16 protein-coding genes are annotated in these 23,881 nt (G+C 62.2%); all 16 read right to left on the bottom strand.

The genetic code is table 11. The features are described from left to right. Positions 1–11: 11 nt before the first annotated feature. Entirely contained in the window at positions 12–938 is a 927-nt protein-coding gene (locus tag ABCR88_RS08805) for a ketoacyl-ACP synthase III (RefSeq protein WP_011059962.1), read from the bottom strand. 231 nt (positions 939–1,169) lie between these two features. Beyond that, positions 1,170–2,222, bottom strand: coding sequence for a pseudaminic acid synthase (pseI, locus tag ABCR88_RS08800; RefSeq protein ID WP_053149725.1), 1,053 nt, complete (start codon positions 2,220–2,222; stop codon positions 1,170–1,172). Beyond that, positions 2,215–3,720, bottom strand: a complete 1,506-nt coding sequence (pseG, locus tag ABCR88_RS08795; RefSeq protein WP_325985687.1) for a UDP-2,4-diacetamido-2,4,6-trideoxy-beta-L-altropyranose hydrolase — start codon at positions 3,718–3,720, stop codon at positions 2,215–2,217. The genes pseI and pseG overlap by 8 nt, the downstream gene beginning before the upstream one ends. Then, positions 3,717–4,424, bottom strand: coding sequence for a pseudaminic acid cytidylyltransferase (gene pseF / locus ABCR88_RS08790; protein WP_077933583.1), 708 nt, complete (start codon positions 4,422–4,424; stop codon positions 3,717–3,719). The genes pseG and pseF overlap by 4 nt, the downstream gene beginning before the upstream one ends. A 4-nt stretch (positions 4,425–4,428) precedes the next feature. After that, a complete protein-coding gene (pseC, locus tag ABCR88_RS08785) occupies positions 4,429–5,592 on the bottom strand; it encodes a UDP-4-amino-4,6-dideoxy-N-acetyl-beta-L-altrosamine transaminase (protein ID WP_053149722.1) in 1,164 nt (387 codons plus the stop codon). Further along, a complete protein-coding gene (gene pseB, locus ABCR88_RS08780) occupies positions 5,589–6,590 on the bottom strand; it encodes a UDP-N-acetylglucosamine 4,6-dehydratase (inverting) (protein WP_041116655.1) in 1,002 nt (333 codons plus the stop codon). The genes pseC and pseB overlap by 4 nt, the downstream gene beginning before the upstream one ends. 10 nt (positions 6,591–6,600) lie before the next feature. After that, positions 6,601–9,534, bottom strand: coding sequence for a TIGR00180 family glycosyltransferase (locus ABCR88_RS08775; protein ID WP_041116653.1), 2,934 nt, complete (start codon positions 9,532–9,534; stop codon positions 6,601–6,603). 416 nt (positions 9,535–9,950) lie between these two features. After that, positions 9,951–13,523 (bottom strand): glycosyltransferase, encoded by a 3,573-nt coding sequence (locus ABCR88_RS08770; protein WP_325985686.1) that lies wholly within the window; start codon positions 13,521–13,523, stop codon positions 9,951–9,953. 121 nt (positions 13,524–13,644) lie between these two features. Beyond that, a complete protein-coding gene (locus tag ABCR88_RS08765; protein WP_011059955.1) occupies positions 13,645–15,213 on the bottom strand; it encodes a flagellar hook-associated protein 3 in 1,569 nt (522 codons plus the stop codon). Positions 15,214–15,226: 13 nt separating this feature from the next. Beyond that, positions 15,227–17,278: a flagellar hook-associated protein FlgK gene (gene flgK, locus ABCR88_RS08760; RefSeq protein ID WP_041116648.1), complete on the bottom strand. Its 2,052-nt coding sequence runs from the start codon at positions 17,276–17,278 to the stop codon at positions 15,227–15,229. Between the two features lie 10 nt (positions 17,279–17,288). Continuing rightward, positions 17,289–18,551: a flagellar assembly peptidoglycan hydrolase FlgJ gene (flgJ, locus tag ABCR88_RS08755; RefSeq protein WP_011059953.1), complete on the bottom strand. Its 1,263-nt coding sequence runs from the start codon at positions 18,549–18,551 to the stop codon at positions 17,289–17,291. Between the two features lie 10 nt (positions 18,552–18,561). Then, positions 18,562–19,671, bottom strand: coding sequence for a flagellar basal body P-ring protein FlgI (locus tag ABCR88_RS08750; RefSeq protein ID WP_011059952.1), 1,110 nt, complete (start codon positions 19,669–19,671; stop codon positions 18,562–18,564). A 15-nt stretch (positions 19,672–19,686) separates the two neighbouring features. After that, positions 19,687–20,382 carry a flagellar basal body L-ring protein FlgH gene (flgH, locus tag ABCR88_RS08745; protein ID WP_011059951.1) on the bottom strand — a complete coding sequence of 232 codons (696 nt, stop codon included), beginning with the start codon at positions 20,380–20,382 and terminating at the stop codon, positions 19,687–19,689. Positions 20,383–20,443: 61 nt separating this feature from the next. Next, positions 20,444–21,229: a flagellar basal-body rod protein FlgG gene (gene flgG, locus ABCR88_RS08740; protein ID WP_011059950.1), complete on the bottom strand. Its 786-nt coding sequence runs from the start codon at positions 21,227–21,229 to the stop codon at positions 20,444–20,446. 45 nt (positions 21,230–21,274) lie between these two features. Next, on the bottom strand, positions 21,275–22,015 hold the full coding sequence (flgF, locus tag ABCR88_RS08735) for a flagellar basal-body rod protein FlgF (RefSeq protein WP_041116646.1): 741 nt from the start codon (positions 22,013–22,015) through the stop codon (positions 21,275–21,277). Between the two features lie 205 nt (positions 22,016–22,220). Then, entirely contained in the window at positions 22,221–23,789 is a 1,569-nt protein-coding gene (locus ABCR88_RS08730) for a sigma-54-dependent phenylalanine hydroxylase transcriptional regulator PhhR (protein WP_041116644.1), read from the bottom strand. Positions 23,790–23,881: the final 92 nt, after the last annotated feature.

Here is a 23,881-nt window from a genome sequence, read left to right as displayed (position 1 = left end):
CGAGCTGAAACTCAGGAGCGGTAGATGATGGCCGATCCCCAGGACAGACCAACGCCGAAGCCACTGAGGGCAACGCGCTTCCAACTGGAATCGAACATGTGCTTTTCCAGCAGTAGCGGAATGCTGGAGGACACGGTATTGCCGGTCTCCACCATGTCCTTGATGAACTTGTCGGGGTTGCCTTCGAAACGCCGGGCCACCGCATCGACGATCGCCGCGCTGCCCTGGTGAATGCAGAAGGCATCGATATCGTCAGACTTCAGCCCCGACTCATCCAGCAACTCGTGCAGGTGTGCCGGCACTTTCAGCAGAGCGAAGTTGAACACCTGGCGGCCGTTCATGAAGAACACACCATCGGTGACCTTCAGGTGCGGAGCCCCCGAGCCATCGGTACCGAACTTGGCCTTGCCCAGCTGCCAGGTGGCGTCCTCGCCCAGCCAGGTGGCCGTGGCGGCGTCACCGAACAGCATGGTGGTATTGCGATCTTCGGGATCGACAATCTTCGAGTAAGGGTCAGCGGTGACCAGCAGGCCATTCTTCAGGCCAGCAGCTTCCATGAACCCCTTGATGGCATAGATGCCGTAGACGTACCCGGAGCAACCCAGGGAAATATCAAAGGCCGCGACGGTGGTGGGCAGGCCCAGCTTGTCCTGTACGATCGCCGCAGTGTGAGGCAAACCTTCTTCGTCACCGTTCTGGGTAACCACGATCAACACATCGATGGCTTCGCGCTTGAGTTCCGGGTTAGCGGCAAACAATGCATTGACTGCTTCGACACACAGATCGGAGGTTTCTTGCCCGGCGTCTTTGCGCGGCAGGAAGGCCGAACCGATCTTGCCCAGGATGAACTCTTCATCCTTGGCGAATTTTGCACCTTGTGCGTAATTGTCCACGCCGGCTACAGGCACGTAGCTCGCAATGCTTTTTATGCCAATCATTACGGCTTCCCAATAATAAACAGCTCAATACCCCCGCGCGATGACCGAGCAGGGGCTGCCGAAAAAACACAGATACTTGCGCCGAAACACGGCGGTATCGGGAAGAACCAAGGGCTATCACTGGACCTGTCACACAGGGCTGGCGCCATCTTCCCGGGCGATACAATACAGTGAAGATGCACGTTATGACTCACAGGTCACGCTATTTTGCCGAAACTGCCATACAAAGGGCTACTCGACGAATGCCCAGTCCAGCGCGGTGCCGCGCTTCAGGGCCTGGCGCGCGCGACGGCCAAGCAGGGCGTCATAGTGCTTGGGAGCGAGCCCCAGCCCGGGACGGATGGCCCGCACGTTGTCGGCGCTGAACAGCTCTCCGGCCTGCATGTCTTGGGTGACATACAGCGACCGGCGGTAAACCAGCGATTTGCTCTCGGCCTGGGTGGCGCCATAGCTGACCCGCCCCATGGCCTGCCAGGCCCGCTCGGTTTCCAGCACCAGGCTGGCCATCTCTGCAGGCTCCAGAGAGAAGCTGGCGTCGACCCCACCGGCAGCTCGATCCAGGGTGAAATGTTTCTCGATCACTGTGGCACCTAACGCCACCGCCGCCACGGACACACCAACACCCATGCTGTGATCGGACAAGCCCACCTCACAGCCGAACAACTCCCGCAGATGAGGAATGGTCAGCAGATTGCTGTTGGTCGGTGATGCAGGATAGGTGCTGGTGCACTTGAGCAGCACCAGATCGCGGCAACCCGCCTGTCGTGCAGCCCGGACACTTTCGTCCAGCTCGGCAATGCTGGCCATGCCAGTGGAGATGATCAGCGGCTTGCCGGTAGCGGCCACCCGGCGAATCAACGGCAGGTCGGTGTTTTCAAAACTGGCGATCTTGTAGGCCGGAACGTCGAGGCTTTCCAGGAAATCCACGGCGCTCTCATCGAATGGCGTGGAGAAGGCCAGCATGCCCAGGGCCTTGGCCCGGGCAAAGATCGGCTGATGCCATTCCCAGGGTGTGTGGGCCTGTTGGTACAGCTGGTAGAGCGATGATCCAGCCCAGAGGCTGTCCGGGTCCTTGATGAAGAACTCGCCCTGAGCGAGGTCCAGCGTCATGGTGTCGGCGGTATAGGTCTGCAACTTCAGTGCATGGGCACCGGCCCTGGCCGCTGCCTCGACAATCTGCAAGGCCACATCCAGCGACTGGTTATGGTTGCCGCTCATCTCCGCAATGATCAACGGCCCATGGCCGGCGCCCACGAAGCGCGAGCCAATCTTGAAACTAGTCATCCAGATGTTCCTTCAACATACGGGTGAATTCGCAGGCGCCTTGGCGATAGCCAGCCCGGCGAAACAAACTCAGCGACACTTGGTTATTCGACAGGACCTGTGCCCGCAGGCGCTGCACATCGGGCCAATGGCGCAGCAGGCAGGCCTCCCCCTGCTCCAGTAGAACCTGCCCCCAGCCTAGGCCGAAGCGTCCGGCAAACAGGTAGATCGACACCTCGGCCAGCCCTCCCTCCCGGTCATAACGCAGCATTCCCAGAGGGCCATCTGGCAACTCGGCGATCAGCAGCAAACACTGTGGGTCGCTCAGACAGGCCTCCAGCCACTGCACATGGTTCCACCAGTCGATGGCCTCGGGCTGCTGCGACCAGCGCCTGACCAGATCACTATTGCGCCCGTCAAATAGCAGCCGGGCATCGTCAAGGGTCGCCGGTCGCAGACGAACTGCCGCCGCGAACAGCGCCGCGGCCACCCGCTGCGAGCCCAGGCCATCGACCAGTTTCCGGGCACGAGCAGCCAGGCTATGGCGCAGCCCAGGGTTGCCCAGCATGAGCTTCACGGCATCGCGCAGTTGTCCGACTTCCACCTGTTCACAAGGTCCCAGGTACAAGTGGGCACCCGCTTCAGCCAACAGCCGGGCATTGGCCTGCTGATTGCCGGCCACGGTGATGCACAACGTAGGCACGCCCAGCACCGCACGCTCCCAACTGGTACCGCCCCCGGCCCCCAGGCACAGGTCTGCTTCGGCCAGCAACCCGGCGAAGTCGTTCACATAACTGTGCAAGTGCCAGTTCGGCCGGTCTGCTGCCAGCATCTGCATGGCCTGCCAATCCGGGTTGCCACTGCCAGCAACAAAATCCACCTGCAGTTCATGCAGGTCCGCCAGCGCCAGCATGGCCTTGTGGGTCTGGCCGGCAGCATCGAAACCTCCAAAGTTCACCAGCAGCCGCCGGGCCTGCGGCCGAATCAGGATCGGAGGGCGCCGGAACTCCTCACGCAGCAAGGCAAAGTGCGGCCCGAACAAGGTCCGGCACTGTGCGCCGTACAACCCGGCATACGCCTCGGCCGAACCACTGAAGTTCTGGTCCAGCAACAGATCTGCGGCATGCCGGCGGTTGGCCAGATCATCGATCGCGGCGATCCGCGGCGCCCATCGGCGAGCGGCGCTTTGCCACTGATGATCAAGGCCGTAGTGATCCACCAGCACCCAGTCGAAGGCCGGCTGATCTACCAGGGCTTCCTGCAGTGCCGCGATATCGGCCTGCCAGGGCAAGGGTGCTTCGATACCCAACCGAGGATTCTCATCGGTATAGAACTCAGGCAGTGCAAAGGTCGGAAAACCTTCAGCTTGCAAGGCCGCCAAGCGATTGCCGGGCAGGCGACGGCAGGCGAATGCAACTTCGGCCCCCTGCTGGCGCAACACCTGAGCCAGGGTCAGGCAGCGGGCCACGTGGCCGCTGCCGATCGCCGGCGAGGCGTCAGCCCGGATCAGCACCCTCACTCCAGCTCTCCTGCGGCCTTGAGCGCGGCGTACAGGTATTGCGCCCGCCGCCAATCCTCGTCGGTGTCGATATCCTGCACCAGGTGACGCGGCAGGATCACCGGCAAGCTGCGAGAAGAGAACAACGCCTCCCCCTCCAGCCAGGCCTGGCTTCTACCCCAGTAGAACTGCGCCGCATCCTGATAGGCCACGGGCAAATCCTGGGAACGGGCCTGACTGAACTCCGGATACAGCGCGCCCAGAGCGCCCTGCTCGTCGAGCGTCAGCGCCCGTTGCACCGGAAAACCAAAACTGCACACCGAAAAGGCAAACGACCTGTCCTGATGCTGCTCCAGCAACGCCAGCCCCTGGCGCAAAAAACGCAGTTGCAACAGGGGGGCGGTGGCATAGATGCAACAGGCATATTCGAATTGCTGCCCCAGCTCCCGCAACGCTTGCAAGGCATGCACGATCACCGCCGCAGTGCCGGTGAAGTCATCCGCCAGAGCCTGCGGTCGGACAAAAGGCACCTCTGCGCCACAGGCAATGGCCAGCTCGGCGATCTCGGGATCGTCGGTGCTGACCACCACGCGCTGGAACAACCCCGAACCCAGCGCCTTATCGATAGAACGGGCGAGCATCGGCACGCCATCGAAGGGCTTGAGGTTCTTCCTCGCAATTCGCTTGCTTCCACCTCGGGCGGGGATAATCGCGATCGAGCTCATGGCGCTACAGTTCCTGAATCCAATGTCGCAATTGCTGTACAACGTAGTCCTGCTGGTCATCCGTCAGCCCGGGATACATCGGCAAGCTGACGGCCTGGGCGTAATAACGCTCCGCCTCGGGGAAATCACCCTCAGCAAAACCCAGATCCCGGTAGTAGGGTTGCAGGTGCACTGGGATGTAATGCAGGTTGACTCCGATCCCAGCCTTGCGCAGCCCCTCGAAGACCTCACGGTGCGAGTGCTTGATGTGCTGGAGTTGCAAGCGCACGACATACAGGTGCCAGGCCGAGTGAGCATCAGGTTGAGCCTGGGGCAGGCTCAACGGCAGGCTCTGCAACAGATGCTGATAACGCTCTGCAAGATAACGCCGGCGTTGTAAAAAGCCCGGTAGCTTATTCAACTGCGAACGCCCGAGCGCCGCCTGAAGATCGGTCATGCGGTAGTTGAAGCCCAGTTCGACCTGCTGGTAATACCATGGGCCATGGCTCTGGCCCACCATCTGCGCCGGGTCGCGGGTCATGCCATGGCTACGCAGACGACGCAGATGATCCGCCAGCTCCGGGCTATTGGTCATGACCATTCCACCTTCGGCACTGGTGATGATCTTCACCGGATGAAAGCTGAACACCGTCATCGCCGCGAATTCTCCACAGCCAACCGGACGCCCCGCATAGCTGGCGCCCACCGCGTGGGAGGCATCCTCGATCAAGGTGAAGGCATAACGCTCGGCCAGTTCCGCCAGGCGTCGCATATCACAGCTCTGCCCCGAGAACGCCACCGCGATCACCACCTTGGGCAGTGCCCCGTTGGCCTCGGCCGCTTGCAGCTTGAGGGCCAATGCCTCGGCGTCGAGGTTCCAGGTCCGCGGATCGATATCGACAAAGTCCACATCCGCACCACAGTAACGACCACAGTTGGCCGACGCGAGGAATGTGTTAGGAGTGGTCCATAACCTATCACCCGGCCCCAGGCCCGCCGCCAGGCAAGCAATATGCAAGGCGGCAGTGGCGTTGCACACCGCTACGCCATAGGCCGCCTTGCAGACGGTCGCCATTGCCTGCTCGAAAGACTCGATTGCTGGCCCCTGGGTCAACCAGTCGGAGTGCAAGACCCCCAGCACGGCGTCGATATCTTCCTGGTCAAGGCTTTGGCGACCATAGGGAATCATGGTGCGATCCTGGTGTGCAGTTCGGCTATCTGCCCGACCGACAGAAAGTCCGGATTGGTATCGGAGCGATACTCGAAATCCTCGGCCACAGAAACGCCCCGCTCGCCCTTGCCGTCCACGGCAAAATCAACGTTGACGCTGGTAAAGCGGATGGAGGGCTGGATCGTGTAGTGATCGTCGAACTCCAGGGTCATGCGCGCATCATCCAGAGGCACCATCAACTCATGGAGCTTCTCTCCCGGACGAATCCCCACCTGCTTGTGTGGCAAGTGCGCGGCCATCCCCAAGGCCAGATCGACGATGCGGATCGACGGAATCTTCGGCACGAAAATCTCCCCGCCGTGCATCCGCGCGAAGCTGTCCAGAACAAATTGCACCCCGTGGTCCAGGGTGATCCAGAAGCGGGTCATGCGCTCATCGGTAATGGGCAGCTCCGTTGCGCCCTGGGCAATCAGCTGGCTGAAGAACGGCACCACTGAGCCTCGGGAGCCTGCAACGTTGCCATAGCGCACCACGGCAAATCGAGTGGCCTGCTCACCCGCGATGTTGTTCGCCGCCACGAACAGCTTGTCCGACAGCAGCTTGGTGGCGCCATACAGGTTGATCGGGCTCGCAGCCTTGTCGGTGGACAAGGCAACGACCTTCTGTACCCCGTTGTCGATGGCCGCAGCAATGATGTTTTCAGCGCCATTGACGTTGGTGCGAATGCACTCCGTGGGGTTGTATTCGGCCGCCGGCACCTGTTTCAGCGCCGCGGCATGCACCACATAGTCGATACCCCGCATCGCCTGGCGCAAGCGCTCGGCATCGCGAACATCGCCGAGGAAGTAACGCATGCAGGGCGCATTGAAGGTCTGCTGCATCTCGTACTGCTTGAGCTCATCGCGAGAGAACACCACGACCCGCTTGGGCTGATACTGCTCCAGCAGGCGTCGAATGAAGTTGCGCCCGAAGGAGCCGGTGCCACCGGAAATGAAAATGGATTTGCCATTGAACATCATTGATTCCTTATCCCAGCAACTGGTTCCAGTTCACCGCGCTCGCGGCCCCCAGGGCAAAGCCCTTGCCAGTCAACGCCAGGTTCTGGTTGTAGGCCGTATCCTGCGCAAAGCGCGCCGCCCATTTGTCTTTCAGGGCTGCCAAGGCCTGTGGATCTTGCGCCAGGGTGCCGGGATGCATGACCTGCGCTTGCGGAGTCAGGACGGTGAGATAACCGGCATCGGCCACCTTCAGGCACAGATCGACATCGGCGAAGGCCTGGTCGAAATGCTCCTCGTCCAAACCACCTACGGCCTCGAACAACGCCTTGGCGATCATCAGGCAGACGCCGGAAACCGCCGAGTAGTTCTTCTCCACCCAGAGGCTGTTCATGTAGCCCGGAGCATCCTTGGCCTCTCCGGCGAAGGCTGCGCCCAGCTGGCCATTGAGGCCGAGGATCAGGCCCGCCTGGGTGGTCATGCCGCGCTCATTCACCAGCTTGGCGCCGACAATCCCGATCTCCGGCCGCTGTACCTGGTTGAGCAGGCTGTCGATCCAGTTGGCATTGACCACTTCGGCATCGGCCGAAAGCAGCAGCAGGTACTCCCCCTTGGCTTCAGCGCAGGCTGCATTGTGCAGTGCCGAAGTGCTCACCCGCTGGCCGCTGCGCAACACCCGGATCCGCTCCCCCTGGCGTTCCAGGCTGGCCAGCCAGCTATCGAGTTCGGCGTTCTGGCTGTGGTTCTCGGCAATCAGCACCTCGTAACGCTGGTAGCGGGTACGTTGCAGCACACTCACCAGACAGCGTTGCAGCTCGGCGAAGTTGTCCTGGCTCGGCAGAATGATCGAAACCAGCGGCCGCTCGGCATGTTGATAGTCGATCTGGTAGGTCCCTGGCTGGGCAGAACTGACCTGAGCCCGATACCCACGATTGGCCAGATGACGGCTCAGTACCTGGCGCTCCTCGGCATTTTCCCCGGCTGGCGCAGCCTGGCAGATCAGCAGCGGCTCGGCGAGATGAGCCAGGCCGGCCAGACCGCCGTCTTCGATCAGGCGCAGAACCAGATCCAGCTCGACGGCCCGAGCAAACTCGCGGTTGAACCCACCTGCCTGCACCAGCACTTCACGGTGCAACAGCCAATGGCGCGCCATCAGATTGGGGGCGCTTTGCAGCAGGTCCAGATTGACTCCGGGACGGAACACGTGACGCAAGGTGCCATCGGCTTGCCGCTGCACCTCATCCATCGCCACGGCCCTGATGCCTTCGGCGCCCAGCAACTCCAGGCTTGCCCGCAGCAGCCCGCTTGCGGTGAGCTGGTCACCCGCCTCCATCAGGACTACCCAGTGCGCTGTGGACTGCGCCACCAGCTGATTCAGGCGCTCGATATAGTTGCCCTGGCTGACCTTGACGAAGTGCACAGTGTCCTGTGCCGTGGTCATCGCCGGCAGATCGCCGGTGGTCAGCACCACCAGCTTGAATGCCTTGCAGTGGTTGGCCATCAGGGAATCGAAAGTGGCTTGCAACTTGATCATGTCGGCGTCGAGGTCGAGCAGCAGAATCTGAAACTGCGGCCCGCCGGCGCGCCTTCCCAGCAGATGGGCGATCGACTTGAACTGACCCGGTTTCGGGCCACGACCTTCCAGCCAGCTGAACAACTGCCCGGACTGGGTATTGGCAAACAACGCGCTGCTATCGGTGGCCGGCAGCGCCTTGAGGCGGGCCGCCCACTCCTGCAGTTCGCGGAACACCTCCACTTCGTCGGTATCGCGCATCGACTCGGCAAGGCGCTTGACCACGGTGAAGTTGAACAGGTTCAGCGCCATGGCTTCCCACAGCCGGCTGCGAAGGGTTCGCGCCGTGTCATTCGAGTGCACCCGCAGCAATTCCTCCTGCTTGAGCAGCACCCCCTCCAGCTCATTGAGCTGCAGGCGCCCCGCAGGCATCGCATGCACAAGAAACTCGATCTGCGTCAACAGATCGAACATCGGCTGGTTGTAGAACGGCATTTCGACAAACTGCTCCGAGCCGAAAGCACGCACCGGGTCCTTGCCGACCTCGCTCCAGGTGGAGCGAAAGATCATCACACCCTTGAGCGAACGGCCACTTTCAAGGCACTCGGCCAAGGCGGCAAAGCTGTCCAGCGCCAGCTGCTTCATCTGCTGCGCATCCGGGCCTTCGCAGTTGTGCGGCAGGGTCGCAAGAAACTCGGCAAATTGCTGATGCTGGGCCAACGAGCCGGCATCCTTGCTGCTCAGCAACGCCTGAATGCGGGCGGTGCGCTCCAGGGCCTCCCTATTGGCCTCACGAACAATGAACGGAACCGGCAGGATCCGCGCCTTGGCAGTGGCCAACAGGAAGAAGGCGTAACCGATATCCAGCCACTCGGCGCTCACCGCAGGTGGCAACTGGCTGTACCACTGGCGCAGCACATCGGTGCGGGTCACGGCATTGAAGGGGCTCAGGTAATGCCCCATGAAACTCATGATCCGCTCACGCCCGTTCGCGGCGGCGAAGTCTTCGGGCCCCTTGCGATCGCGCAGGTAATAGCTGGTTTCCAGGACCCGCGCCGAATACATCAGGCCATAGCCATGGCAGACTGCGTAATCGGGGTGGGCATCAAGGAAAGCAAGCGCGGCGCTAATCCCATCGGCGATCAAAAAGTCGGTGTCGCTGGCAATCGCCAGGTAAGGCGTGTCGACCAGGCCCACACCGTAAGTCAGCTTGCCCTGCTGGTCCTGCCGGGAAAACTGTGGCACGTGGCGGTAATCCACCTTCGGGAATTGGCGAGCCAGAGACTCGTCCGCCTTTTCCGAGGAGTCCAGAACCAGGATGGAACAGGCAAAGCTGCTGTAGTAGCGCAGCGCTCGCTGTGCCAGCGCCTTGGCCTCATGGGTCAATAGCACCAGAGTGAAACGCTCACTCATTGGGGCTGCATCCTCGTTTGCTTTTGTTTGAACCCACATCTGTCCATTCCCTCATCCGGCTGATCGCCTGGAACCTCAAATCATTAATGTTGTACGAACCCGATCCCGGCATGTCCCTCTCGGCTCATCCATCCCGCGAGCGCAACTGCGCCCCTGGATGCGCCAAAGAATTGGCTTGAGAACTGCTCAACACCTGGCCAACGCTACGCCTGACTCCAGGCACCAGCCACAACAGGCGAGCCGGAAGCTACCCGCACGCGTGCGCTACACCCATGAGCGCCGGAAGACACACCCGATCATCGACAGCGTTCGTTTTATGACAATTGCCAGCAAGGCTGCAGGAAACGCGCCAGTTCCATCGGTGCGTAGAGCGCAGCACCCGCCACTGCGAGAGGCCACGCAAGAAACAAAAAAGCCACGCTTGGCAGGCGTGGCTTTTTTTTGCAGCGGCTTCTTCAGTCTGCCAACCAGCCCCACATCCAGTGCTGCAGGTTGTCGGGGCCCAGCATGAAGTCGCGCCGTACCGCCTCGCGCAATTCATCTCCCATGCGGTAGCTGGCAACAGGGTCACTGAGGTGCATGCGGATCGCCTGCAGCCACTCCTCGGTCGTGTTGCTGCGAACCCTGGTGCACGGCAGGAAGCCACGATAGGCCTCAGTGTCGGTGCAAATGACCGGGTAGCCGCAGGCTCCGTACTCCAGCAACCGCAGGTTGCTCTTGCAGTCATTGAAAATATGGAACTCCAGAGGTGCCAGAGCCAGGTCGAGGTTCAGGCTGGCGAGCTTGAGCGGGTAACCCTGCAAGCCAATCGCCGGATGGAACTCGTGCACATAAGGGCGCAAGGCATCGGGGCACATGCCGAAGAACACCCATTCCACCTCAGAGGCCAGTTCACGCACGACATCGGCTATGACCTCCAGGTCCCCGGTGTGACTGGTGCCACCACCCCAGCCGACCCGCGGCTTGCTGGATGTACCGCGACGGCTGCTCAGCCCCGCCCAGGGTTCAGGGGCGAGCATATTGGGTACTACCCTGATATCGCTGTGCATGTCCGACAGGACATCCGCCAGCGGCTGAGTGGTGACCACCAGCCGATCGCACAGGGCAATGCCGTCGCGCAGCATCTGCTCGATGTTCGCCGGCTTGTTGCGAGCATGGCTGTTTTTCTTTGGCGCGCTGACCACGTAATCATCGAGCTCGAAGACCCGCAACGCACTGGAGTACTTCTTCATTCGCAGAATGTCGCTGGCCGCGCCGTCGCTGTAGCGCCCCTGGAGCACGATGGTATCGGGCGACAAACGCTCGATTTCCACGGTGGTCGGAGATTCGTATGCCACCCGGGCGATGACCCTGCCTGCAGCTTCCAGCTCGCGCAGTGGCCCGGTGACCCGGTAATGCCCGACCGCGCTGCTGTTGACCGGCAAGCCGAGCACCAGCGGCAAGGCTCGTGAGCAGAACGGGTTCCAGTTGTTGCGCAGGCTGGGTTCCAGGCTGAAACTGGAGAACCCGAGGCTCAAGGCCGGATTGTAGGCTGGATCGCGAGCGATCTTCGGCAGCCACTGACGGTAGAAGCGCTCCTGTTCAGCCGCCTGCATCTGCTGCTGCTCAGGCGCCTGCGGTGGCGCCACCGCCGGGGCCAGCATCAGGGTGGCGTGGGGGGTCCAGACAACCAGGTAGCCATCGCGATCGACGCGCAGGCACAGGTCGGCTTCACCCAGGTCAGCGCCGAAACTCTGTTCATCCAGCCCGCCCAGACTGTCGAACACGTCCTTGCGGATCATCAGGCAGTCGCGGCTGACCGCACTCCAGTTCTGCACCACCTGCAGACGCTGCATATAACCACGGGCACCCAGTGCCTCGCCGATGAACGGCGACCCCACGGGCCCAGACATGCCCAGTACCTGCCCGGCATGCAGGATGGAGCCATCGGTAGCAAGGATGCGCGCCCCCACGACAGCCACCTCCGGACGCTGGGCCTGGTTGAGCAGCTCGTCCAGCCAGTCGCTGGTACAGATCCGTATGTCGTGGCTGAGCAACAGCAGGTAGTCGCCGCGAGCCTGGGCCGCAATGCTGTTGGTCAAGGCCGCCTGGTTGGCGGGGCCGGCATAAGGCAGGACCCGCAGCATGTTGCCCCCCAACTGTCCCATGGCCGCCAGCCAGTCAGCCATGTCCGGGTCGCGACTGCCGGCAGCCACCAGCAGGATCTCGTAATGGTTGTAGGCGGTCTGCTCGATCAGGCCTTCGACGCAACGCTGCAAGGCCGGCAGCGAATCCCCGCAGGTGATGATGATCGACACCAGCGGCCGCGCACCGTGCTGATAGTCGATGCGATTGAGCAAGGGCAAATCATCATGGCGGATCCGGTACTGCACGCCGATGCGCTGCAAGTGCGCAGCGACCAGCCCCTCACTGGCTTCGATGACCTGGGGCCGGGACAGCCACTTTGCGAACGGGAACTCGGACTCGATCTGGATATCGGCAATATGCTCGATGGTTTGCGGGCCCACATTTTCCACCAGCCGCCACAACAGATCCTGGGGCGCCAGCTCGCCACGTGCGCAATCGAAGCCTCCCTCGCTCAGGAAACGCTCGCGGGAAAAGGCCAGCGAGCGCCCGACATAAGGGTAGGCACGCATCAAATCGAGGTTGAAGTCGGGCTTGAACACCGGTTCGGTTGACTGACCATCAAGCAATGCGCCTTCGTCACTGTAGGCGCAGAGCATGGCCGGGGTGTTGGCGATCCGCTCGGCCAGCACCAGCAGTGCCGTGTCACGCAGTTGGTCACCCGACTGCAACAGATAGAACCAGTCACAGGTATCCAGGCGAGGGATCAGTTCGTTGAGTTGCCCGGCCCAGTCGGCCCGCAAGGGTTGACGCAGCACAGCCTCCCCGGCTGTACCGGCAGCGGTGGACAACACCACGATCGTTTCAGCTGGGTACAACTGGCCGGCCAGGCTGCCCAGAGTCCGCTCGAGAGCGGCGCCATCACCTGCCAGGTCCATGACGATCGGCACGATCCGCACCCGCCGCGGCCAGCTTTCGATGCGCTGCGGCAGCAACCGCTGTTCCGCCGCCGACAGGCAACGTGCCGCCAGCCATTGCTGGTAGAACTCCTCGTAGCTTTGACTCTCGCCCCCTACCCGACCGTTGACCACGGCGCTGCGATTGCCCAGCACATGGAGCACCCCCAGCTCACGCCATGGCCGTGGCTGCTCGGCGGCTCGCGCCAGTTCAACGTAACGCACCCAGCCCGCAGCGGGCGCCGACTCGCCAGAACGCTCGGAGAGCATCCGCAATAGCCATTCCCATTCGGTGGCAACGGCCTTGAGCACTTGCGGCGTGCGGCTGAAACGCCCCTGATACAGGCGCTCGCAACTCAACACGGTGGACAGGGCCGCCAGATTGCCGCGGCGCATCAGGCAGATGAACAGCGCCAGGTCCAGCAAGGCGACAAAACCGGCGCCCTTGTGGATCAGGGCTGGCAGTACCTCCAGCACGTCGGCTCGACGCATCAGTGCCGCACTGAAGTTGCCGAGGAAGTTTTTCCGCGTACCCTCGAAGATCGCCAGCATGTCATCGCCTTTGAGCAGCACGTCGAGCGGCGCAAAGCGGCAGTTTTCAATCCGCGGCGGAAGAATGGAGTTGCCTTCGTCGTTGAACACCCGTAGTGCGAACACCAGATTGACCTCAGGGTGCTCGATCAGCACTTGCGCCTGCAGGGCGATGCTCGGCGCAAACAGCCGGTCATCGTCGCAAAGCACCTTGATCAGCTCGCCCCGGGCCTCTTTCACGCAGCGCAACAGGTTTTTCTGCAACCCCAGAGGTTGCGGGTTGCGCACGTAACGCACCGGGTGCGCGGGTTCGCTCAGCCCTTGTACAACCTGCTGGATTTCATCGCCGGGACTGTCGTCGCAAACAACGATCTCCAGTGGCTGATAGGTCTGCGCCAAGGCACTTTCCAGAGCCTGGCTGAAGAAGCGTGGGTTGAAGGCGGGAATGACGATGCTGACTAGAGGGGCTTGGCTCACGGCGGGAAACTCTCGAGCGGCGAGCCCTGGCCAGTGATGCCAGGGCTGCAAGACCGCTTAAAAAAGACGGCTGGCTGCTCGAAGATCGCGGCGTCCGGGCGCCAGCCCGAACGCCACGCACTCAGACCTTGTTGAACAGACCCAGTTGGGCAATCTTGCTGAAGGCCAGCTGCGAGGCTTGCAGCATGGTCTGCTGCAGGGTCAGGCGAGTCATCACTTCGGCCGGATCGGAGTCGCTGATGGCCGAGCGGGTCTTGGTGTTGGCAGCTGCCAGGCTTTCGTTGATTTCGGTCTGGGTGTCCAGGGCCGAACCACGACCACCCACCGAACTGATACCGATGGACAGCTGGTCGATGCCACTGGCCAGGTTGGCCATCCCCGAGGCGAGGTCGGCCAGTTGCTTCTGGGTCGCCAGGGTGTTGCCGGCGGTTGGCGTGTTCAAGGCGTTTTTCAGCTGGCTCACGGTATCCAGTATGTTCTGGGTCTCGTGGGTGTTGACCGACACACTGAACTGATCGTTGGCCGCCGGAGAAGGCGCGCCGGTCAGGGTGAAGCTCACGCCCGCCGCGGTGGCGACGTTGCCCGGCCCGACCACGCCCGAGGACACCGGCTTGCTATCAGCGGTCAGTGGCGCAGCGTACAGATCGAAATTGGTAGCGCTGGTGAACTTAAGGATCGCCGAACCACTGGGGAAGGTGGAGTTGTAGGCCACCGGATCGGTAATGCTGGTGTTCGAGACCTGAGTCATGCTCGGGTTGCCCGGAGAGCGCGCCACGTTGAAGGTGTCCGGCTTGGAGCCCAGGGTGAAGGTATGCCCCGGCAGCACGGCGTTGGCGTCGTCACCGGACTTGAGGTTGACGTTCAGGCTCAGGTCGACCCCACGGAAGCTCACGGTCTGGTTCGGCGCAGTGCCGAAAACACCGCCTTTGCTGGCCTCGGCCGTCACATCGTTGCCACTGCCGTCGACGATCTTCAGCTGGGTGCCCGACACGAAGGACACGGTGTAAGGCTCGCCGCTGCGGAATTGGCTGTTGTAAGCACCGTTGTTGGCCACTTGGCCGTTGGACAGGGAAATCCGCCCGTCATCCACGGCTGGCGCGGTCATGGTGACCTGGCTGCGGCTGGTGTTCAGTGCCTGCTGGAACACGTCCCAACCGGTGCTGTTGGCGGCCATCATCATGGTGTCGCCGACCGGCAGTTGCAGGCTGCTCTGGTCACCGTTGTAGCTGTAGGTGCCATCGGAGTTGCGGCTGAACGGCGGAACATCATCCTTGGAGCCACCGAAGATGTACTTGCCGTTTTCGTCCTGGGAGTTCATCAGGCTCAGCAACTGCTCTTCAATCTGCCCCAGTTCCGAAGCATTGGCCTGGCGGTCGGCGTCGGTGTAACCGGCGTTACCGGCACCGGAGGCCAGTTCCTTGGCGCGGGCCAGCACGTTGTTGATGCTGGTCATCACCGATTCGGTCTGGCCCAGGGAAGCCTTGATCGAGTTGGTGTTGGTCTTGTACTGGTCCAGCAACGAAGCCTGTTGGCCCAGTTGCAGCAGGCGCGCGGCACCTACCGGATCGTCGGCAGCGGTCTTGACGCGAACCAGGCTGCTGGCCTCTTCGCTGCTCTGGACCACTTTGGAAAAGTTCTTCTGGTAGTTGGTAGCCGAGGACTCGTAAAACTGGGAGGTGGAAATGCGCATGGGCTACGACTCCTTAAAGGCTGTTGATCAGCGTGCTGAAGGTTTCCTGCGCAGCCTTGATGATCTGCGACGACGCTGTGTAGTACTGCTGGAACTTGACCAGGTTGCCGGTCTCATCATCCAGGTTGACCCCGGACAGCGAGTCCCGGGCGCCCTTGGCGTTAGCCAGGATGGTGCCGGTAGCGGCGCTGTCGAGGCTGCCCTGACTGGCCTTGGCGCCGACGTTCTCGATCAGCTTGCCGTAGGCGTCCACCAGGGTGATGCCTTTGCTGGCAGAACCTGTATCGACTGTCTGCTTACTCTGCAAACCGGCCAGCGCCAGGCCGTTGCGGTTGTCCGAAGAGCCGGCGCCGTTCACCGAGATGTTCATGCTGTCGCCGGCAGCGGGAGCGCCGGCCACGGTCATCTGCACGCCGAACGTCTTGGTCACCGGTGGCGTGCCGCCGTCGGTGATCGGCGCACCGCTGGCATCCAGCATGTTGATCTGCAGGTTGAGGGTGTTGGTCTGCCCGGGAACGATGGAGCCGCTGCCCATCTTGTTGCCCTTGGCATCGAAATAGTCGTAGCTCTGGCTGCCGCCTGCCGGCGCATTGAACACCACTTTGACCGGGCCTGAATTCTTGATTGCGGTCTGCATCTCAAGCTTGGCTGCGGCGTCGTAGTTGTCGATCGGCACACTCAAGGAAGGCTGCGCGGAAATGCTCAGGGAGCTCTTGAGCCCGGCAGCCAGCTCGGCCTTCAGCGGAGCCGCGAGGGCCAGGCGCTTGGGGTCGGTCATTTCGGTCTGGATGGTGGTAGCGGCATTGCGGGTCGGGGTGATCTTGAAGCTGTCACCGGCACCGACCGTACCATTGAGTTTCAGCGAGAAGCCATCGATCACCGGTGCCGGGCTGGTGGTAGTGCTGAAGCTGCCCATGTCGGTGCCATCGGAGCGCTTGACGCTGTAGTCGGTGGCACTGCTGAAGGTCACGGTGTAGTCGCTGGTGCTCAGCTTGCCGGTGTCCTTGATGGTGACATCGAAGTTGCCCGAGCCTGCGCTGTTGCTGGCACTGCCAATGCTGCGCTGGCTGATCATCCGGGCACTGTTGATGTCGTTGAACAGGTTGCCGCCGAAATCACCGTTCTTGTCGATGCCCTGAGCCATCAGGCTGTTCATCTGGTCGGCGACCACGAGGGCTACGCGGCCCAGCTCGTTCATCGCCGGATCCAGCACTTCGCTGCGGTAGCGCAGCAGGCCGCCGATCTCGCCACCGGTGGTGAGGTTGGTGATATCGATGCTGCTCGAGCCCCGGTTCAACTGCAGCGCGGAGCGGCTCGGGTCGTTCTTGCCCTGCACCACTTCCAGGGTATTGGCCGAGTTACCCATGACCAGCGGCTGGCCGCTGCCCAGGTACAGGTCGACGCTGGAGCCACGCTCCGAGACCTGCACGCCGATGAAGGTCGAAAGCTGGCGCACGGTTTCATTACGCGCATCGAGCAGATCGTTGGGCATGCCGTTGCCGTTGGTCGACAGCTCGGAAATCTTCTGGTTGAGCTGGGCCACGGTGTTGGCCAGCTTGTTGACCTGGTCCGCCATGTTCGCCAGGTTGCCGTTGATATTGGTGTTCTGCTGGTTGAGCTGGCTGGATACGGAGTTGAAACGGTTGCTCAGGGCCTGGGTGTCGCTGAGCAGCAACTGCCGGGAAGCCTCGTCGGTAGGCTTGGCGTTGAGGTTCTGCACCGAGGCGAAAAACTTGGTCAGGGCGCCGGTCATGCCGGTGCCGCTATCCGACAGCAATTGGTCGATCGGGCTGATCTGCCCCTGGAACGCCGCGGCATCGCTGTTGAGCGAGGTGGCGGTGCGCAACTGGGCATCGAGGAAGCTGTTATAGACCCGGCGCACGTCCGCCAGGGTGGTGCCGGTGCCGATGAAGACGTTGCCATTCTGGCTGGAGGCCTTGGTGCCCTGCACGGTCTGCTGACGCGAGTACCCGGCGGTGTCGGCGTTGGCAATGTTGTTACCCGTGGTCATCAACGACGTTTGGCTGGCGGCCAGCCCCGACATCCCGATATTGAGCAAACTCATGATTCAGACCTTATAAATTCGTGGAAACGCCAGCCGCAGCGTAGTTCTGGTAATTCTTCATCTGCTTGGCTATCTGCGAAATCTTGCTTGCGTAATCCGGGTCCGTTGCATACCCGGCTTTTTGCAACTCGCGAACAAACTGTTCTGGTTTATCGGCCACCTTCAGCACTTCTTGATAGCGATTGTTGCTCTGCAACAAGGTCACCAGATCGTGGAAGCTGTCCTGATAGGAATCGTAGGAACGGAACGCCGCCGTCTCCTTGACCATCTGCCCGTTGCGGAACTCGCTGGTGATCGCCCGGGCCTGTGCACCCTGCCAACTGCTGCCGGCCTTGATGCCGAACAGGTTGTGGCTGCTGCTGCCATCCTGCTGGCGCATCACCGATTTGCCCCAGCCGGTTTCCAGGGCGGCCTGGGCCACCAGGTAGCGCGGATCGATCCCGATACGCTGGGCCGCCTGCTGCGCCATCGGCAGCATGGTGGCGACGAAGTCGTCGGCGGAACTGAAGGCACGCTTGGCCGGTGCCAGCGGCGGCTGGGCCATGGCCCGGCCATAGACCCGCATCTTGCCCTGGGACGCGGCGTAGCCCTGATTGACCCGCCACTCGCCCCGCAGCACGGCATCGGCGGCCGGGCTGTTGCGGGTCGGCGCGGCGTTCTGTGCGCCGCCCTCGACGGCACCGGCCGACGGCACGATGCCGGTCAACAGGCGATCGGTGAGCTTGCTGGGCAGGGACAGACGACGCTGGTTGAGCAGCACCATGTCGTTATGTGCCACGCTCGTGCGCAAAGGATCGTGGGCCCGCGAAGCCCACATCGGGCGCTGGCCGTTGACCCGGCTCAACGGACCATCCTGGGCCGTGGTACCGGCAGCGATCGGCGTCGGAGTCGCCACCGGCGCCGCGGCCGGCAAAGTCGTGGTGGCCGCATTCGGATGAGCCGGCTTGTTCTTCATCATCTGGCGCATCAGCACATTGGCCAGGCCGATACCGCCACCCTCGCGAGACAGGGACACCGCCAACTGCTGGTCATACATGTCCTGGTACTGCTTGGCGGCCGGGGTATTGAGCGGGTTGTCCTGGCCTATGACGTCAGTGGCCTTGCGCATGGACTTGAGCATTTCATTGAGAAACAGCGACTCGAACTCCTGCGCCACTTTGCGCACGTTGGCTTCGCCGTCCTTGTCGCCGACCTTCAGTTGCTGCAGGCGGTTGAGGTCGGAGTAAGACCCGGAATCGCCGCTGCCAATCAGTCCGCTCTTACGAATATCCATGGCGCTCACCTCAAATCACGATCAGGTCGGCCTGCAAGGCGCCGGCCTGTTTCAAGGCTTCAAGGATGGCCATCAAGTCGCCTGGCGCCGCGCCCACCTGGTTCACCGCCCGGACGATCTCATCCAGAGTGGTGCCCGGGCCGAACTTGAACATCGGCTTGGCTTCCTGCTGAGCATTGACCCGCGAGCGGGGCACCACCGCGGTCTGGCCATTGGACAGAGGGCCGGGCTGGCTGACGATCGGGTCTTCGGTAATGGTCACGGTCAGGCTGCCATGGGTCACCGCCGCCGGCGAGACCTTGACGTTCTGGCCAATCACGATGGTGCCGGTACGGGAGTTGATGATGACCTTGGCCACCGCCTGCCCCGGATCGATCTCCAGGTTCTCCAGGATCGACAGGTAGTCCACACGCTGGCTTGGGTCCAGGGGCGCGGTCACCCGGATCGAGCCACCGTCGATGGCTTGGGCCACGCCTGGGCCGAGCATGTCGTTGATCTTGTCGACGATGCGCTTGGCGGTGGTGAAATCCGAACGGTTGAGGTTCAGGGTCAGGCTGTTGCCCTGGTTGAAACCACTGGGCACGGCACGCTCGACCGAGGCGCCACCAGGAATCCGCCCGGCCGACGGTACGTTGACGGTGATCTTCGAACCGTCGCGTCCTTCGGCATCGAAACCACCCACCACCAGGTTGCCCTGGGCGATGGCGTAGACATTGCCGTCGATACCCTTGAGCGGCGTCAGCAGCAAGGTGCCGCCGCGCAGGCTCTTGGAGTTACCAATGGAGGACACGGTGATATCCACCTGCTGGCCCGGCTTGGCGAACGCTGGCAGATCGGCACTCACCGACACCGCCGCGACGTTCTTCAACTGCACGTTGCCGGAGCCGGCCGGCACCTTGATGCCGAACTGCGACAGCATGTTGTTGAAGGTCTGCAAGGTGAAAGGCGTCTGGGTAGTCTGGTCGCCGGTACCGTTAAGCCCGACCACCAGGCCATAGCCGATCAATTGGTTGGAACGCACGCCGGAAATGCTGGCGATGTCCTTCAACCGCTCGGCCTGGACGCCAAGGGAAGTGGACAGCAACAACGCCGCCGCCATCAGGTGCTTGAAATTGAGCATGAGTCTTTTCATCACCTAGAAAGGGAACAGCGGGCTGAGGAAGAAACGGTCGAACCAGCCAGGCTGGTTGGCATCGGCAAACGAGCCGGTGCCCGAATAGGTAATGCGTGCATCCGCGACCCGGGTCGAGGACACGGTGTTGTCGGTGGCGATGTCGTCCGCCCGTACCAGGCCTGCAATCCGCACCAGCTCATCGCCGGTATTGAGAGTCATCCACTTCTCGCCGCGCACCGCGATGATGCCGTTGGGCAGTACGTCGGCCACGGTCACGGTGATCGAACCGGTCAGGCTATTGCTCTGGGCCGCCTTGCTGTCGCCCTTGGTGGCGCGATTGCCGCTGTAGCCGGCATTCAGGGTCAGGTCGCCGTCGCCCAGCGGGTTGTTGGTGTTGGGCACGGCACCGAACAGCGAGGTCAGGCCAATGCTGTTGGAACTGGTCTTGGTCAGCGCCGAGTTGGCACCCTTGCTGGCGTTGGTCCGCTCGTTCAGGGTGATGGTGATGATGTCACCGACCCGGAACGCCTTGCGGTCGCTGTACAGGTTCTGCTCGAAGCCGGCCTGGTAGATCGAACCGTTGTTGGACGCGGAAGGCAGCGGCGTACGCGGCAGCACCGGCGCGTAGTAAGGGTCATTGGGCTTGGGCGGCGGGGCGACACAGCCCGCGAGCACGGCACTCCCACTCAGCGCTAGAACACAAATAAACCGATTCATGACCCTTCCTCACGATGTTGCCGGCGCGCCACTTCAGACCCGTGGCGACCTCAAGACTTGATTACAGCTTCTGCGTAATGAACGAGAGCATCTGGTCCGCGGTGGAGATCACCTTGGAGTTCATCTCGTAAGCGCGCTGAGTGGTGATCATATTGACCATCTCCTCAACGGTGCTGACGTTGGAGGCTTCCAGGGTGTTCTGCAGCGTGGTGCCGAAACCGTTGAGGCCCGGGGTACCGATCTGCGGCGCGCCACTGGCGGCGGTTTCCAGGAACAGGTTGTTGCCCTGGGCCTGCAGGCCTGCCGGGTTGATGAAGTCGGCGGTTTGCAGGTTGCCGATCACCTGGGAAGCCGGGTTGCCGGCAATGGTGATGGACACGGTGCCGTCCTGGCCTACGGTGAAGGTCTGCGCATCGTTGGGCACGACAACCGCAGGCTCCAGGGCAAAACCGCTGGCGGTGACGATCTGGCCGTCGGAGTTCAGGTGGAAAGTACCGTCACGGGTGTAGGCCGTGGTGCCATCGGGCTGCAGGATCTGGAAGAAACCGCGGCCGTTGATGGCCAGGTCCAGAGGTTGCTCGGTGGTCTGCAGGCTGCCGGCGGTGAAGTTCTTCTGGGTGCCGACAATGCGCACACCGGTACCGACCTGCAGGCCGGTTGGCAACTCGCTGTCCTGGGTGGACTGGGCCCCCGGCTGACGCTTGATCTGGTACAGCAGGTCCTGGAACTCGGCGCGATCACGTTTGAAGCCCGTGGTCGAGACGTTCGCCAGGTTGTTGGAAATGACGGTCAGGTTGGTGTCCTGGGCGGACAGACCGGTTTTGGCAACCCATAGAGCCGGAAGCATTGATTTCTCCTCTCGCGCCTGTTTTACGGCGCTAGATACTGGTAATTAGCTGATCTGCAAGACCCGAGCCATGGCCTGGTCGTCTTCTTTGGCGCTGTTCATCATCTTCACGTGCAATTCGAACTGCCGGGACAGGGCCAGCACCGCGGTCATTTCCTGCACGGCGTTGACGTTGCTCGACTCAAGGAAACCCGAGACCAGCTGGACGTTGGCGTCGGCGGGTGCCGGCTGGCCGTCCTTGGTCTTGATCGAGCCATCCAGGCCTTTGGTGAGGTTCTTGATGTCCGGGTTGACCAGCTTGATGCGGTCGACCTCGGCCATGACTCGCGGGCCCTCGCCCATGGCACGGATACTGATGGTGCCGTCCTGGCCAACTTCGATCTTCTGCTCGGGTGGCACGGCGATCGGGCCGCCATTGCCCATCACCGGCATGCCGTTGCCGGCGCGCAGCACACCCAGGGCGTCGACATTCAAACTGCCGGTACGCACATAGCTTTCGCTGCCGTCGGGGCTCTGCACGGCGATCCAGCCGTTGCCGCTGACGGCCACGTCCAGGTCACGACCGGTCTCCACCATCGAGCCGGCACTGAAATCCGTTGCCGGGCGCTCGCTCATGGCAAAGGCGCGCGCCGGAAAGCTGTCACCAAATACCGGCATCGCACGGGCCTGCTCCAGGTCGCGCTGAAAACCATTGGTAGAGATGTTCGCCAGATTGTTGGCATGAGCCTTTTGCGCCAGTGCATTCTGGCTGGCGCCGGTCATTGCCACATAAAGGTACTTGTCCACAGTCTTTCCTCTGTCTGCCGGACGTTTGCCGCCCACCGCTGTACTGCGAAGCCATAAGCAATAAGCGCACCAACTTCTTCACGCAGTGGTGATCCCCAGGCGGGGCAAGGCTTTGCCTGATTACAGAGGAAAAAACAGCGCTGACAGAAGACGGAAAAACGGCGGTCTTATGCCGCTACCGGCAAGTAACGGCCCGGATACAAGCCTAGGGATTGTCAGCGGCATTCTTGCCGACCTCGTATTCGCGCAGCTTGTTGGCGATGGTGGTGTGGGAAACCCCCAACCGCTTGCCCAGCTGACGGCTACTGGGGTGCTCGGCGTACAGACTCTCGAGCACGGCCTTTTCAAAGCGCCCGACAATCTGTTCCAGGCCACCCTCCAGGGAGAAATCGCCAAGCGGCTGGCGCGCACCATAGTCCGGCAGCCGGATGTGCTCGGTCTTGACCGTACCGCCATCACACAGGGAAACCGCCTGAAACAGCACGTTCTCCAGTTGCCGCACATTGCCCGGCCAGTGGTAGTGACTGAGGCGTTCCATGGCCGCCGGCGCCAGACGCGGCAACGGGCAACCGATCTGCCGGCTGGCCTGGTCGAGAAAGTGCTCCACCAGGGGGGTCAGACCGTCGAGGCATTCGCGCAATGGCGGAATGTGCAGGGACAGCACATTCAACCGGTGATAGAGGTCCTGACGGAACTCGCCCCTGGCGCACAGCTCGGAAAGATCCACCTGGGTCGCGCAGATCACCCGCACATCCAGGTACACCTCTTCATCGCTGCCGACCCGGCGGAAGCAGCCATCCTGCAGGAAGCGCAGCAGCTTGACCTGCAAGCGCGGGCTCATCTCCCCTACCCCGTCGAGAAACAGGGTGCCACCGGCGGTCAGCTCCAGCAGCCCCAGCTTGCCCTCTGCCCGAGCCCCCTCGAAGGCGCCGGGGCCGTAGCCGAACAGTTCGGTCTCGGCCATGGACTCCGGCAACCCGGCGCAGTTCAGGGCCATCAGCGGCGACTGCCCGCGCGGGCTGGCCAGGTGACAGGCACGGGCCAGCAGCTCCTTGCCGGTCCCGGTCTCGCCCTCGATCAAAAGCGGCGCATCCAGCGGCGCCATGCGCCGCGCCTCACGCACCACCGCCGCCATGACTTTCGAACTCTGGAAGATGCTGTCGAAGCCCCGCAGCTCCTGCTTGCGCACGTTGTAGATGCGCTCGCCAACGCGATCCGCCCGGTGCAAGGTCAATACCGCGCCGGCCATGGCTTCGCTGTCGTCATGTTCCGATTGCAGCGGCGCGATGTCCGCCAGGAACACATCACCCCTGACCTTGACCCGCAACCCGTTGATCCGCGACTGGTTGGCCCGCACCAGTTCCGGCAAGTCGAAGTCTTCGGCGTAGCGCGACAGGGGAATGCCCGGCACCTCGTCCACCCGCACCCCCAGCAACTGCGCTGCGGCCCGGTTCGCCGCCACGATGGAGCCGCCCATGTCGATGGACAGCACCGGGAACTCCAGGGCCCCCAACAGCGCATTGAGCTCCATGTGCCGGCGCTCGCTAGGCATCAACCCGACTCGCTTGACGCCAAACACCCCGGCGATGGACTCGAACTTGGGGCGCAGCGCCTGGAATTGCAGGTTGATCAGGTTCGGGCAGTGCAGATAGATGGCATTGCCATGCTCGCCCCCCACCTCGCCACGGGCCACGTTGATCCCGTATTCCACCAGCAGGTTGAGAATGTCGCGCAGGATGCCGATGCGATTCTGGCAGTGAACTTTGATACGCATAGAAGGAAGGCCCTGGGACTGACAGTGAAAGGCATAAGCGCCGAAAACCGACGCTTATGGCATCGGGCTTTACAAACTTTCTGCAGGATGGC

It is taken from the genome of Pseudomonas sp. W17 (assembly GCF_040268305.1).
Taxonomy (GTDB): Bacteria; Pseudomonadota; Gammaproteobacteria; order Pseudomonadales; family Pseudomonadaceae; genus Aquipseudomonas; species Aquipseudomonas protegens.
The sequence above is the reverse complement of the archived record's forward strand: the minus strand, read 5'-3'. Positions and strand labels throughout refer to the sequence as shown.